At 65.3% G+C, this 14,223-nt stretch carries 9 protein-coding genes; 4 read left to right on the forward strand and 5 right to left on the reverse strand.

Annotation, left to right across the window (positions count from 1 at the left end; translation table 11 throughout):
• Positions 1–133 precede the first annotated feature (133 nt).
• Complete coding sequence (locus ACZ1J6_RS04760) at positions 134–1,378, reverse strand: ROK family protein (RefSeq protein ID WP_465127034.1); 1,245 nt, start codon at positions 1,376–1,378, stop codon at positions 134–136.
• A gap of 216 nt (positions 1,379–1,594) precedes the next feature.
• On the opposite strand from ACZ1J6_RS04760, the gene ACZ1J6_RS04765 reads away from it, so the two are divergent.
• The 4 genes from ACZ1J6_RS04765 to ACZ1J6_RS04780 all read left to right on the forward strand — a co-directional run bounded on the left by ACZ1J6_RS04765 (position 1,595) and on the right by ACZ1J6_RS04780 (position 10,060).
• On the forward strand, positions 1,595–4,711 hold the full coding sequence (locus tag ACZ1J6_RS04765; RefSeq protein WP_134095581.1) for a TonB-dependent receptor: 3,117 nt from the start codon (positions 1,595–1,597) through the stop codon (positions 4,709–4,711).
• A gap of 97 nt (positions 4,712–4,808) precedes the next feature.
• Positions 4,809–6,362 (forward strand): tryptophan halogenase family protein, encoded by a 1,554-nt coding sequence (locus tag ACZ1J6_RS04770; protein WP_465127035.1) that lies wholly within the window; start codon positions 4,809–4,811, stop codon positions 6,360–6,362.
• 9 nt (positions 6,363–6,371) lie between these two features.
• Positions 6,372–8,810, forward strand: a complete 2,439-nt coding sequence (locus ACZ1J6_RS04775) for a glycoside hydrolase family 3 protein (protein WP_465127036.1) — start codon at positions 6,372–6,374, stop codon at positions 8,808–8,810.
• A 23-nt stretch (positions 8,811–8,833) separates the two neighbouring features.
• Positions 8,834–10,060 carry a glycoside hydrolase family 27 protein gene (locus ACZ1J6_RS04780; RefSeq protein WP_465127037.1) on the forward strand — a complete coding sequence of 409 codons (1,227 nt, stop codon included), beginning with the start codon at positions 8,834–8,836 and terminating at the stop codon, positions 10,058–10,060.
• A 15-nt stretch (positions 10,061–10,075) separates the two neighbouring features.
• Here ACZ1J6_RS04780 and ACZ1J6_RS04785 read toward each other — a convergent pair whose 3' ends face one another.
• The 4 genes from ACZ1J6_RS04785 to ACZ1J6_RS04800 are packed head-to-tail and all read right to left on the reverse strand — an operon-like array spanning position 10,076 to position 14,159.
• The gene (locus ACZ1J6_RS04785) at positions 10,076–10,555 is read right to left on the reverse strand and encodes a Csu type fimbrial protein (RefSeq protein ID WP_465127038.1); all 480 of its coding nucleotides are present in this window, start codon (positions 10,553–10,555) and stop codon (positions 10,076–10,078) included.
• Positions 10,552–12,861: a fimbria/pilus outer membrane usher protein gene (locus ACZ1J6_RS04790; protein WP_465127039.1), complete on the reverse strand. Its 2,310-nt coding sequence runs from the start codon at positions 12,859–12,861 to the stop codon at positions 10,552–10,554. The genes ACZ1J6_RS04785 and ACZ1J6_RS04790 overlap by 4 nt, the downstream gene beginning before the upstream one ends.
• A 12-nt stretch (positions 12,862–12,873) precedes the next feature.
• Positions 12,874–13,599: a fimbrial biogenesis chaperone gene (locus ACZ1J6_RS04795; protein WP_465127040.1), complete on the reverse strand. Its 726-nt coding sequence runs from the start codon at positions 13,597–13,599 to the stop codon at positions 12,874–12,876.
• Positions 13,600–13,634: 35 nt separating this feature from the next.
• Positions 13,635–14,159 carry a Csu type fimbrial protein gene (locus ACZ1J6_RS04800; RefSeq protein ID WP_465127041.1) on the reverse strand — a complete coding sequence of 175 codons (525 nt, stop codon included), beginning with the start codon at positions 14,157–14,159 and terminating at the stop codon, positions 13,635–13,637.
• Positions 14,160–14,223 lie beyond the last annotated feature (64 nt).

Consider the following 14,223-nt stretch of genomic DNA (forward strand, 5'->3'; position numbering starts at 1 on the left):
CATATTCCTCTCCGGCATTGGATCATGTCATGGGACGGAGATGGAGCTGGCGCGCCGGTTCACCCGGTCATGCCCCACACCGCTTCGATGTCGCGGCATGATGGCATGGCGGATGAATAAGACAATTTCTTTTTTATAACTCTTCGGATCGACCCGCCTGCATCAGGATGGCATCCGAAGGAAGCAGTTGATCGAGGAAGGGCAGGATCGCCGCGCCGATCGCAGGGGCCTCCGCGGGCATCTGCCCGGGATGGACCGGCACCCGGTTGGGCATGGGAACCTGCGCCAGAGCCGCGTCGATCCGGGCGCTGAGCCGCTCGATCAGCGGCACCGGAAGGCGCCCCCCAATCACCACCGCATCGGGATCGAGCAGGCAGGACACCGCCACCAACGGGCCGGTCAGCGCGCGGGTGGCATCGGCGATCCATTGATCCACCGTGGTCGCCATGACCGGATCGAGCGCGAGGAGATCATCGAGCGATTTCAGCGGACGACCTTCGCGCAGAAGACGCTCCTCGATGGCGGACAACGAGACAGTATCCTGCACCACCGCCCCGGGCTCCGCGCCGCCGGCATCCGGCATGAGCCCGATCTCTCCGCTGCGCGAGCGCGCACCGCGATAGTAGCTGCCGTCGACCACCGGACCGCCGCCCAGACCAGCGCTGATGAGCAGATAGAAGAAGCTCGGCCGCTCCTGTCCGCCCACCCCTTGCGCCTCGCCCAGTGCGGCTGCCGCCGCGTCGTTGTCGACGTGGATCGGCCAGGGCAGAACCTCCTTCAAAAGCGCGGAAAAGTCGACTTGCGACCAGCTTTCGTAACCCTCCGGCTTGTGCGGCAGGACGATCCCGCCCAAGTCGTCAGGGCGCGCGACGCCGACGCCCAATATGCGTTCACGGTCGATCTTGCCCGCGGCCAGCACGCCTTCCAGCTCGGCCGAGATGATGTCCACCACGTCGGACGGCATGGCGAAACGGACTTCCCGAGTCACCCGGCTGCGGACTTCGCCGGCGAGGTCGAGCGCCACCAGGGTAATATGGTCGCGATCGACATTGAGGCCGATGGCGAAGGCGCCGTCGGGGTTGATGGCAAGGCGCAGCGCCGGCTGCCCCCGGCCGCCATGCTTGCGGCCGATATGCGCGATCAGTTCCATCTCCCCGAGGCGCGAGGTGATGTTGGCGATCGTGGGCGCCGTCAGCCCGGTCTGCTTCGCCAGGGCGATACGCGTAGTCTCTCCGCTCAGGCGAATGGCCTGGAGCACGATGCGCTGATTGTAGTCGCTGGCCCGGGCCAAATTGGTACCGGAAAGCGAAACGGCCAGTCGCTTGCCGCGGGTTTCTCCCGAATCGGGAGCGGTTACAGTGCGATCCTCTCTTTTCATGGTGCCAAGGACTACAACCGGAACAGTCCCCTAACTAACAAAAAAGAAAAAATTTAAGTTGACCGCTTTTTGCTTTGAGCGGATGTGTACCGCAACACGAGTCACAAAGAATGCTCGTACCAGGAGAGGAAAGCGGCGCTCATGACCGCTGGGTCGACGCCCCTCTCCGAACCAGCGAGGCACGCATAGCGCGTGAGAGGAGAGGAAATGAGGGGAATGAATCAGCACAGTTTCGTGCGTCGCAGTGTCCTGATGGCCGCGACGTCGATGGTCGCCCTGGGTTCGGCGCATGGCGCCTTGGCTCAGGACGCCGCGCAGCAGGGCGCGCCCGTCGTCACTGGATCGGCCACCAGGCTGGCCGTGGCGGAACAGGCCGGCAGCCCCGCCACCGCCCAACCGGGCAGCGAGCCCACGGGAAGCGACATCGTCGTCACCGGTATTCGCGCCTCGCAGGAACGCGCCGTCAACATCAAGCGCAATGCCACCTCGGTGGTCGATTCCATTTCCGCCGAAGACATCGGCAAGCTGCCCGACGTCACCATTTCCGACTCTCTCCAGCGCATTCCGGGCGTACAGATCCTGCGCAGCGCGGGCGAAGGCTCGACCATCAACATCCGCGGGTTGCCGCAGGTGACCACGCTGCTCAACGGCGAAGCCTACCTTGGCGCGCAGTCGATCACCACGATCCAGCCGAACTTCAACGACATCCCCTCGCAGCTCTTCGCCGGCGCCGATGTCATCAAGTCCGCCACGGCCGATTCGCTCAATGCCGGCATCACCGGCACGGTCAACTTGCGCACGCGGCGCCCCTTCGACCTGAAGGAGGGCGTGACGGTCGCTCTTGCCGCGGAAGGCGCCTACGGGGACAAGACCAAGCACAAGTTCGATCCGAACTTCAACGGCCTGCTGTCCTGGCACAACGACCGCTTCGGAGTGATGGTCTCGGCCGCCTATTCCGACGTGCGCCTGTCCAATTCGCACAACGGCATCCAGGAAGGCTACGGGGCCACTCTGCATGACGAAGGCACGCAGGACGCCACCTCCACGAACGGCTTCTCGCCCGCGAACCGCCCGCGCGGTACGGTGGTGGCCGGCGGCGTGGACGTCAACGGCAACGGCAATTCCAACGACGCCTTCATCGTTCCCCAGGGCTTCACCGGCTGGAACAAGATCAACCAGCGCCAGCGCCTGGGCATCAACGGGTCAGCGCAATGGATGATCAACGACGCCCTGACCCTGACGGGCGACGCCTTCTTCACCAAGCAGACCGAGCATGACCGCACGGCCGGCTTCCAGATGCAGGACGTCAACTGGCAGGCGGCGGAATTCGTGCCCGGCCAGTCGCGCGACACGGGAACGACCGTGGTGGGCAAAGACGGCCGGACCTACAATCTCAACACCACGCAGGTCTACAACTACGACCTCGGCAACTTCGATTCCTACGCCCAGACCGACCGCTACAAGTCGCAGTCGCAGAACTACAACCTGGAACTGAAGTTCGACAACGGCGGCCCCTTCAAGGGCAGCCTGCGCGGCATCTATGGCAAGGCTCACCAGTATTACGACCAGAGCTACTTGCAGTTCAGCATGTCGGACGGCCAGCAGTGGCAGCCGGGCGGCATCGGCCACTATCCGGGCGGCGACCGGGTGTTCAACCCGAACGGCTACACGGTCAATACCATCGCCGGCCTGAACTCGCTTCCGGCCGTGGTGGACTTCACCGGCAACAAGCCAGTCTTCACCCTGCCCTCGCAGCTCCTGAGCGAACTGGGCGACATCAGCAACTATGCGCTGAAGACAATGTCTTCGGAAGGCAACTATCGCCGCAACGGCGACCTCAAGGTCGTGCGCGCCGATGGCTCCTATGAAGCATCGCCCGAACTGACGGTCAGCTTCGGCGGCCGTTATTCCGAGCGTTCGGTGAACGACTACGAATTCGACCGTGCGGCACCGCTCTATGCCGGGCAGGCCAGCGATCCCAACGGCTGCCTCGTCAAGTGGAAGGCCTTCGACGTGCCGATGAGCGACAGCTCCTGCAGCGCGGGCGACGCTTCCGGCTTCTACACGGCGGGCCTGACGCGCCTTGCCAACGACCCGACCCTGGGCGGCCGCGTCAAGCTGTTCAACCCGGGCGTGGCCGGCGTGCCGAACATGTATGTGCTCGACCCGAAGGCGATGGACAACGCGCTGGCCTTCCAGAACGAGTTCTACCCCGGAAACGTCGAAGTCATGAACCCCGGCGCTTCCTTCAACGTCGGCGTCAAGCAGATCTCGGGCTACGTCCAGACCGACTTCCACGGCGATTTCTTCGGCGTGCCTTTCTCGGGTAACGGCGGCGTCAAGGTGATCAACACCCGGCTCGACATCACCCAGTACGTCACCGGCGGGCCGCAGCCCTACGGTCTGGCCAACGAGCTGGGAGGCTCGGTCGACACCAAGCGCAGCTTCACCGACATCCTTCCGGCCTTCAACGTCGCCTTCGACTTCGCGCAGAACCTGAAGTTCCGCTTCGCCTTCTCGAAGACGATGACCCTGCTGGACCTCAACCAGTGGGGCGGCGGCCTGAACCCCACTTACGCCATCGACACCAGCGTACCCGGAACGCCGATCTTCCGCGTGACCGGCGGTAGCCAGACGGGCAATCCCAACCTCGATCCCTGGCGTGCCACCAATGTGGAAGGCTCCCTCGAATACTATCTCGGCCGGGGAAGCCTGCTGAGCGTCGGCGCCTTCTACATCGACGTCGACAGCTTCATCCAGGCCGGCAACGAGAACCGTACCGACCTGCCGGACAACGACGGCGTCGTTCGCGGCCGCACGGTCTCCATCAGCACCCCGGTCCAGGGATCCGGCGGCTCGCTGAAGGGCATCGAGGCCGGCGCCAAGATCTCGTTCACCGATCTCGGCTTCGTCCCAGGGTTCCTGTCGAACTTCGGCATCGACACGAACTTCACCTTCTCGCCTTCGAACACCGGCGACAAGGACCTGGCCGGCAAGAAGATCCCGTTCCAGGACAACTCGAAGATCCAGACCAACGCTGCGCTGTTCTACCAGGACTCGCATTTCCAGGCGCGCGTGGCCTGGAACTACCGTTCGGAGCGTGCGGTCCAGTCCAACTTCGGCGGCATCACCGGGCTCGAACTGTACCAGGCGCCCACCAACTACGTCGATGCCTCGGTCAGCTACGACATCACGCCGAACATCACGATCTACGGCCAGGGTTCCAACCTGACGGGCGAGTACGAGAAGTACTACCTCACCTGGAAGGACCAGAAGGCCTACAACAATATCTTCGAACGCCGCTTCACCATGGGCGCGCGCGTCAAGTTCTAGGCTCCTCCCTTTCTCCCCCGCCCACCTCCTCCGGGCGGGGGGGATCCTTTTCCGGCTCGGCCCGACACGGTAGACCCAGCCCGGGGAGTTTCCTGCGATGACAGACAATGCGATCCGTTCCATCCTGATCGTCGGCGGCGGCACCGCCGGATGGATGACGGCCAATCTCCTGGCGACCCGGCTGCGGCGCCTCCCCGTGCAGATCACCTTGGTGGAATCTCCCGATATCCGCACCGTGGGCGTGGGCGAAGCCACGGTCCCGGCGATCCGCGATTATTTCCGCGCCATCGGCGTCAGCGAATTCGACGTGATGCGCGCGACCCAGGGCACGGTGAAGCTCGGCATCGAGTTCCGCGACTGGTCACGGCCGGGCACGAACTTCTTCCATCCCTTCGGCCGCTACGGCGTCGATGCCTTCTCGGTGCCGTTCCACCAGTTCTGGCTCAAACGGCGCATGGCCGGTGACGACACGCCGCTCTCGGCCTATTGCCTGGCGACCGAGGCAGCCATGCGCAATCTCGTGGTCCTGCCGCCCGAGCAACCCGCCAACGATCTGGGCGTGTTCGACTGGGCCATCCATTTCGACGCCGGACTTTTCGCCCGCTTTCTCTCGCAGCGCGCCCGCGAGGAACTGGGCGTCGCCCATGTCGAAGGCACCATTGCCGGCGTCCATCGCGGCGGCGAAGACGGACGCATCGCTTCCGTCACCCTGAACGGCGGCGACACCCTGAAAGCGGACCTGTTCATAGACTGCTCGGGCTTCCGCAGCCTGCTGCTGGGCCAGGCACTCGAAGTTCCTTACGACGACTGGACCCACCTGCTTCCCTGCGACCGCGCCGTGGCCGTGCCCTGCACCCATGGCGACGCACTGACGCCCTATACCCGCAGCACGGCCCTGTCCGCCGGATGGCAATGGCGCATTCCGCTCCAGCACCGCGTCGGCAATGGCTACGTCTATTCGAGCCGCCACATCTCCGACGACGAGGCCACCGCCACCTTGCTCTCGCGCCTCGAAGGCGAGCAACTGGCCGAACCCAACATGCTGCGGTTCCGCACCGGGCATCGCACCCGCGTATGGGAAAAGAACTGCGTGGCGATCGGTCTGGCGGCGGGGTTTCTCGAACCTCTGGAATCCACCTCGATCACCCTGATCCAGAGCGGGGTCGAGCGGCTGCTGGCCCACTTCCCGGACCGGGATTTCGAACCCTCGCTGGCGGACGAGTTCAACCGCATCACCAGCCTCGAATATGCGCGTATCCGCGATTTTCTGCTGCTGCACTATTGGGGCAATCGCCGGCATGGCGAACCGATGTGGGACGCATGCCGCGCGCTGGAACTGCCCGAGACCCTGGCCAGCCGCGTGCGCGCCTTCGCCGGGGGCGGGAAGCTGCCGCGCTACGAATGGGACTCCTTCCAGCCGCCGAGCTGGCTGTCGATGTACGCCGGGCTGGACATCCTGCCCCCACGCCATGATCCTCTGGCAGACCAGCTCAGCGCCGAGGAACTCGGCGCGTCTTTCGCCAAGATGCGCGAAGCCATCGGCCGGGCCACGGCGCTCGGCATTCCGCATGACGAATTCATCGCCGAACATTGCGCCATGCAGACGGACATTGCACGATCCGCGCAACCAGCGCCCGTCTCCATAATCTAGGACCACTCGATGCCTCGTACTCTTGCCGTGTTTCTTGCCCTTGGCGCTGCGAGCCTGCCGATCGCCAGCGCGCTCGCGCAGGAGGCATCGCCTGCCGCCACTGCACATCCCGAACTCTGGCCCAAGGCCAGGAGCACCGGCCTCGTCGATCCGGAAACCGAGGCGAAGATCACCCGGATGATGGCCGAGATGTCGGTGCGTGAGAAAGTCGGGCAGATGATCCAGCCCAGCATCGCCTCGATGAAGCCGGAAGAACTGCGCGAATATCCGGTCGGCTCGATCCTGGGCGGCGGCAACGATCCGCCGCTTTCGGGCAACGACCGTGGCCCCGCCAGCGACTGGATCGCAACGGCCGAAGCGTTCCGCCAGATCTCGATCGAAAAGCGCCCCGGCCATGTGCCGATCCCGGTGATCTTCGGCATGGATTCGGTCCACGGCAATTCCAACGTCTTCGGCGCCACCATCTTCCCGCACAACGTCGGCCTGGGCGCTATGCGTGACCCCGCGCTGATGGAGAAGATCGGGCAAGTAACCGCCGCCGAAAGTGCTGCCTCCGGCTTCGATTGGGCCTTCGGGCCGACCGTCACGGTGCCGCAGGACGATCGCTGGGGCCGCAGCTATGAGGGCTATTCCGAGCGGCCCGAAATCACCCGCGAATATTCCGCCGCCATGGTGCGTGGGCTTCAGGGGGTGCCCGGCAAGAGCCGCATCCAGAACGGCAATGTCGCCGCATCGATCAAGCACTTCCTCGCCGACGGCGGCACCCATGGCGGCATCGACCAGGGCGACGCGCAGATCCCCGAAAAGGACCTGATCGCGCTTCACGTACCCGGCTACGTCAGCGGTATCGATGCCGGGGCGATGACGGTCATGGCCAGCTTCTCCTCGTGGAACGGCGTCAAGAACCATGGCAACAAGACACTGCTGACCGATGTGCTGAAAGGCCGCCTCGGCTTCCAGGGCTTCACCGTCGGCGACTGGAACGCGCATGGCCAGATCCCCGGCTGCACCAACGGCAATTGCCCGCAGACCTTCAACGCCGGCCTCGACATGGCGATGGTGCCGAACGACTGGAAGGACCTGTTCAACAATACGCTGAAGCAGGTTCAGGACGGCACGATCCCGATGGTGCGCGTGGACGATGCGGTGCGCCGCATCCTGCGCGTGAAGTTCAAGCTGGGCCTGTTCGATCCCGCGCGTCCCTATGAGCAGCGCACCGAACTCGGCACACCAGAGCATCGCGCGGTGGCGCGTCAGGCTGCGGCGGAATCGCTGGTGCTGCTGAAGAACAACGGCGCGCTGCTGCCGATCAAGCCGGGCCAGAAAGTGCTCGTCACCGGCACCCATGCCGACGATATCGGCATGCAGACCGGCGGCTGGACGATGTCTTGGCAGGGCACCGGCAACACCAATGCCGACTTCCCCGGTGCCACTTCGATCTGGGGCGGGCTCAAGTCCGCGATCGAGGCTGCGGGCGGCACTGCCACGCTGAGCGCCGATGGCAAGGCGACCGGGCCGAAGCCCGACGTCGCCGTGGTCGTCTTCGGCGAGACGCCTTACGCCGAAATGGTCGGCGACATCTCCACGCTGGAATTCCAGCCGGGCGACAAGCAAGCGCTGGCGCAATTGAAGGCACTGAAGGCGGCGGGCATTCCGGTCGTCTCGGTCTTCATCTCGGGCCGCGCGCTCTGGGTGAATCCGGAAATCAACCAGTCCGACGCTTTCGTCGCCGCGTTCCTGCCCGGTTCCGAGGGCGAAGGGTTGGCCGACGTGCTGGTCGCCAGGAAGGACGGCACGCCGAACAAGGATTTCCGCGGCAAACTCAGCTACTCCTGGCCGAAGAACGCGGGCCAGTTCGCCAACAACGTGGGCCAGCCGGGTTACGATCCGCAGTTCGCCTATGGCTATGGCCTGACCTACAAGGACAAGACCGCGGTCCCGCAGCTGAGCGAAGTGGCCGGGCTTGATGCCTCGCTCTCGAACGTTTCGGTCTACTACCTGCCGGGCAAGGTGCTCGCCCCGTGGAAGCTCGCCACAGGCGGTGCGGTCGCGGTGAAGAACGTCGATGGCGGCGGCACGCAGGAAGGTGCGCGTCAGCTCACTTTCTCCGGCCCCGGCGAAGTGCGCATCGAAGGCCCCACGGTCGATCTCAATCGCCAGAGCAATGCGATGCTCAGCCTGCGCATCGACTACCGCGTCGATGCCAAGGGAGCCGCTGCGCCGAAGCTGGCGGTAGGCACCACCTTCCTCGACGGCGGCAAGGTCTTCACCGGCGCGCCCGGCCAATGGAGCAGCGTCAAGGTCTCGCTCTCCTGCTTCGCCAAGGCTGGCGCGGACATGACGAAGATCGCGCGTCCCTTCGTGCTGCAAGGCAATGCGGGCGACACGATCTCGGTCGCCACCGTCAAGCTCGATGCCGATCCCACTGGCGCGATCTGCCCCAATTAAGCCGAAAAGAGAGAACGCCTATCATGCCGCGTTTTGCGAAGTTCGCCGCGCTCGCCCTGAGCCTTGCTCCCGTGGCGCTCACCTGCCCCGCTCTGGCGGAGGAAGTCGATCAGAACCGGCTTCCGCCTTCGCAGGACCCGGCGCGCGTGGCCAATGGCTTGGTGCAGACTCCGCCGATGGGCTGGAATAGCTGGAACAAGTTCGCCTGCAATATCTCGGAAAAGACGATCCGCAATACGGCGGACGCGATCGTCGCCACCGGCATGAAGGACGCGGGCTACAACTACCTCGTCATCGACGACTGCTGGCATGGCGAGCGTGACGCCAAGGGCTTCATCACCGCCAATACCAAGGCTTTCCCCTCGGGGATCAAGGCCACGGCGGATTACGTGCATTCCAAGGGTCTGAAGTTCGGCATCTATTCGGATGCCGGCACTAAGACCTGCGGCGGCCGCCCCGGCAGCCAGGGCCACGAATATCAGGACGCGATCACTTACGCGTCGTGGGGCGTCGATTACCTGAAGTACGACTGGTGCAGTACCGGCAGCCGCAACGCGGAAGAAGCCTATGCGCTGATGTCGGACGCGCTGCGCTCCACGGGGCGCGATGTGCTCCTCTCGCTCTGCGAATGGGGCACGAACAAGCCGTGGCTCTGGGCCTCGAAGATCGGCAACATGTGGCGCACCACCGGCGACATTACCGACAAGTGGTCCGGCAAGCACGGCTATGCGCTGGGCATGCTCGATATCGTCGATCTCAACGAGCCGCTCTGGCCCTATGCCGCGCCGGGGCACTGGAACGATCCGGACATGCTGGAAGTCGGCAACGGCGGCATGACCACCACCGAATACCGCAGCCACTTCTCGCTCTGGGCCATGATGGCCTCGCCGCTGATTGCCGGCAACGACGTGGCAAACATGACCCCGGAGACGAAGGCGATCCTGCTTAACAGGGATGTCATCGCCGTCGATCAGGACAAGCTGGGCCGCCAGGGCCGCCGCATCGCCAGGGATGGGAACGGCGAAGTCTGGGTCCGCACCCTGGCGGACGGCAAGCGCGCCGCACTGCTGTTCAATCGCGGCGAGGCGCCTGTAAAGCTGACGGTGAACTGGGCGCAGCTGGACTATCCGGCCGACCAGTCGCTCAAGCTGCGGGATCTCTGGGCCCACAGGGAGCTGGGCGCGATGAAGGGCAGCTATTCTGCCACGGTCGCCCCCCACGATGTGGTGATGGTCACCTTGACGCCGTGATCGGCCGGCGCCCGCTCAATAAGTGACCGTGATCGTCACGGTATCGGTATAGGCCCCCGCGCGCACATACTGATGCGCGGGGATGCGCCCGTAAGCCGTGACGGTGGCGGCATACGTCAGCAGCCCATTGAACGGGAGGCTCACGCCGGTAGTGCCACCTGAACCGTCACCCCAGAGTGTGGTATAGTTGGAATCCGAATAGATGTTGTAGGTCAGCCTGTCCGCGCCCTGGATCAGCCTGCGGTTCGGAATGCTGTTCGATCCTCCGGGGCTCAGCGCAATATCGATCGTCCCCAGCAAGGCCGCCACGCCTGTGCAGTTGATCGAGACCGTCGCGTTGGAATCGCGCGGACTGTTCGATGTCGGATCGTAAGGACCGAAAGCAAGCCCCGGTGTCGACGCCGAACACGAGCAGAGCACGCACAAGGCCCAAGCCGAGCCTTCCGGTGCCATGACGGCAAAAAATGCTAATATCATCATAAACTTGCGCGTCATTTATGCGACTCCGTCGAATACGATCGGCAGATGACCTGCGTCGCCCTTGCCAGGGGATCCTGCACCATCGCTGCGGGAAGCACTGCACGGCAGGCGGTCACGCCGCTGCGCAGGACCACCAGCGGGGCGCCAGGCTCGAAATCGTTCAGGAACACTTCGCCGTCATAGCCCGTAACGGTCGGCTCCTCCCCCGATCCCAGGCTCACTGCCAAGCCCGGTGGCAGGGTCGAGCCGTTCTCGTCCACGAGCCGCAGCCGCGCGGGATGAACCTCGCGAGCACCGAACACGACGCGGGCAGCCTGACGCCACCCCGGCGCCACCACTTGTTCCACCCCGCCCAGTTCGCCGGTGATCGGCAAGGCTTCCGGGTCGACCGAGATCCGGTTGGCGACATAAGGCTGGAGACCGGTGACGATCGCCGGCCGGCCGCCGCCCGCTCTTGCGGCCACCGGCTGGTTCTCCAGGAAGACCGGAATGCGCTCGCCTCCTGGCACCTCGACGATCGCCAGTCCATCGTCGACACTGGGCGTCGCCATCAGCAGGCCGCCGCCGGTCGCCACGAGCGCGCCGCGCGCTTCCACGCGCGTCATGACGGCGCCGCTGCGCCGCGTCGCCGCCATGTCCAGCTGTCCGGTCGACGAACGCAGGGTCGCCGCGCCCTCGAACCATGCCCCCCTTCCCGTTTCGCGCCCGACAGCCGCTCGATAGCCCAGCCCTGTCCCCGCCGGAGCGACTTTCTCGAACGTGGCGGCCATGCGGTCGTTGTCGGCGAAGAACCCGGCATGTCGGCGCCCCCCGAGCGGCAGGGTAAGGCTGCCGAAAACGGACATGTCGGTGCCGTCCCCGCGATCGAAACGCTGCGCGCCGATGGAGAGGAACGCGCGCCCGAGATTGACCGAATAACCGGCCGAGGCGATCGAACGCCGGATCTTGCCTTCCTCACTACGCAGATAGCTTGCGTTGAACCCTCCGAACCGGCCCATCACGATGCTGCCGGATATGGCCAGTTCGCGTGTCGCCGCTCGACCCCGGCGCAGATCGCCTACCTGGCGAAAACCGGCCCCCGCCCCGCGGTAGCTCGCCGTTATCGAGTAACCCGGCGCAAGCCTTTGAAACTGCACCTGATAGAGCCTACCCCACCCCGCCTCGCCTTGCGATCCCGCCGCATCCACACGCAGTTCGCCGAGCGGCTGAATCACCCAGGTCAGGCCCGCCCCGGCCATGCGCGTGGCAGCACCGGCTTCGGCGCGCCCTTCCAGCGTCACCACCGTTGACAGCCCGCGGCGGTAAGACGCCGCCACGAAGGGCGCGCCGTAGGAAAGGCTGCTCCAGCCGTAGTCCTGTCGGAGGGCGCCGGCCTCCAGCGAGAATTCGGATATGTCGGGACGTAGGAGCGCGGTGCTCGAATAGAAGCTGCGGGTAACGGTGCGCTCGGTTCCAGCGAGATCGCGCACGATCATGGTCACCTCACCCGCCCCGGTGAAGCGCGGCCGATAGTCGAAGGCGAAGCGGCCCGGCTCGACGGACAGGGATTGGCGGGACGAGCGCGATGCCAGTTCGACGGTCGAGGGCAACAGCGCACTGCCCGCCAGCGACGGAACCGGATAAGTGATCAGCGAAGGGTCCAGCGAGAAGTCCGTGCCGAACCGGATGCCGCCGAAGCGGGCGGGCTGGCTCCAGGGCGAAGCGCGGGTGTACGTATCGCCCACGGCGAGGCGCAAGTTTCGCTCGGGGAAATCCCGGACGAAAGCCGTGTCGAGGCGGACCACGCGCGTACGCTGGCTGTCGATCAGTGCGCTGCTGCCGATCACTCCCCAGGCGCCGGAAACACCGGCATCGAGAACGGCGGATGCCTGGGTATGGCCGCGCTGGTCGGAGAAGTTGAGGTCGTAGTCGATGAACGCCACGGGAACCGCCGCGGCCACTGGCACGCCCCGTTCCTTCGCGGCAACATGCCTGCGCGGCAAATGGCGAGGATCGACGTCGAGAAGCAGCGCGGTGCCCTGCGGATCGAGCCTTGCCGACAGTCCGGCTTCCCCATCGACATCGAGATAGCGCTCACCCTCGATCAGGAGATCATCGTCGAAGACCGTTACGATGCCGAGATCCCGTAAGTCCTCGATCCGCACAAGCACGCGTCCCGCTTGCAGCACGGCCAGCGCTGGCCGCTGCATGTCACGCCCGTTCAGCACGACGTCGACCGGCAAGGGGCCGGTACTCTCCTGGGCGCGAACCGCGGGAACCGCGACGCCAAGCGCGAGGGCCGAGACCGCCAGCCCCGGCCAGAGCCGCGAAGGCAGCCGCATGCCGGCTGGCCCTCACTGGCCCGTGCCGGTCGCTTCGGCGAGCCGGGTCGGAATGAGGTTTCCTTCATCCGTCTGCACCCGGAGTTCCGCAATCGAGACGGGGAACGAAGGTGGTAGTGGAAAGGCGAGGCGGCCGCCCGCAAGGATGTAGCCGCCGCGGTCGAGACGGACTGTCTCGCCCGAAGTCGCCGTCATGGAGATGGACAGCACCCTGACGTGACGCTGGCCGCGATTGACGATCACGGCCGCAATCCCGCCACCGGGATCGTGCCGGAAAGTCCAGTCCAGCGCGGGTTCGGCGCCGCGCGGCGCCCGGAAAATCGGCACGCTGATGCGAAGAAGAGTGCGAATTTCACCCGGCCCGACGGGCGTGTCAGGCGTGGCGAGTTCGTCGAACAACAAGCGCCACGTCTGCTCCGCCGGCCCTTCGGCCACCGGCAGACTGCACCGGATCAGGCGGGTTTCCTGTCCCGCCAGGGTGACGATCGTGGGATTGATCGAAAACCCGGCCACGGGTTCTAGCAGGTCTTCGCCCTGCTCGCCGCGAGACCAGCGAAAGCCGCGCACTTGCACGCTGACGGGAAGGTCACCGTCGTTGGCCAGGGTCAGGGCGCAGAACCGCTTGTCCGGCTGCAACTCGATCCGGATCGGCGTTACCCGCAAGGCGCTGGCGACCGCGGATGAGCCCGACGCGAACAGTCCTGCCGCGAGGGCGAGCGCAGCCAGAATCCGCCGCAAGAGACGCCGGTACCGGGACGGGGCGGGGTTCATCGTCAATAATTGACCGTGACGGTAACGCTGTCGGTATAGGCCCCCGCCGGGACGTTCTGGGAGGCGCCGACACGGCCATAGACGGTGAGAATGCTCGGCACCGCGGTGGCCATGGTGGCAGTCGGCGTGTCGCCGCCAGGGGTGTTGCCCCAGTTGGTCGAATGGCTGACGTCGCTATAGAGGGCGTAGTTCAGGCGGCTGGCGCCATTGACCATCTGGCGCGTCGTGACCGTGGCGCCGCTGGTCGATCCGCCATTCAGTCCCACCGTGAAGGACGTGCCGCTGGTGCAGGTCACCGTTATCGTGCTGGTGCCGTCCTTGGCCGAACCCGATGTGGGGTCATAGGCCCCGAAGGCCAGCGGGGTGACGGCGACGATGCAGGCAGACTGCACCGTGGCCGTCACGGCCATGGGGGCCGTGGCCGTCGCCGCGAAGGCATTGGTCGAAATCGAGGAAGCGAGCACGGCCGCGAATGCTGCCGCAGCGGCGCCGGCTCCTCGGCGAAGTGAGATGCGGTCCTTGTTCATGAGGACGCATCTATTGGAAAGCCCTTGAGAATCCGTGGGGCCGGCATTTCGGCTTTTGCGGAGT

The organism is Novosphingobium sp. BL-S-21 (genome assembly GCF_055521655.1).

Bases quoted from the DNA above. Each gene is read 5' to 3' on its own strand.
- ACZ1J6_RS04760 (WP_465127034.1), bottom strand. From the start codon at position 1,378: ATGAAAAGAGAGGATCGCACTGTAACCGCTCCCGATTCGGGAGAAACC.
- ACZ1J6_RS04765 (WP_134095581.1), top strand. From the start codon at position 1,595: ATGAATCAGCACAGTTTCGTGCGTCGCAGTGTCCTGATGGCCGCGACG.
- ACZ1J6_RS04770 (WP_465127035.1), top strand. From the start codon at position 4,809: ATGACAGACAATGCGATCCGTTCCATCCTGATCGTCGGCGGCGGCACC.
- ACZ1J6_RS04775 (WP_465127036.1), top strand. From the start codon at position 6,372: ATGCCTCGTACTCTTGCCGTGTTTCTTGCCCTTGGCGCTGCGAGCCTG.
- ACZ1J6_RS04780 (WP_465127037.1), top strand. From the start codon at position 8,834: ATGCCGCGTTTTGCGAAGTTCGCCGCGCTCGCCCTGAGCCTTGCTCCC.
- ACZ1J6_RS04785 (WP_465127038.1), bottom strand. From the start codon at position 10,555: ATGACGCGCAAGTTTATGATGATATTAGCATTTTTTGCCGTCATGGCA.
- ACZ1J6_RS04790 (WP_465127039.1), bottom strand. From the start codon at position 12,861: ATGCGGCTGCCTTCGCGGCTCTGGCCGGGGCTGGCGGTCTCGGCCCTC.
- ACZ1J6_RS04800 (WP_465127041.1), bottom strand. From the start codon at position 14,159: ATGAACAAGGACCGCATCTCACTTCGCCGAGGAGCCGGCGCCGCTGCG.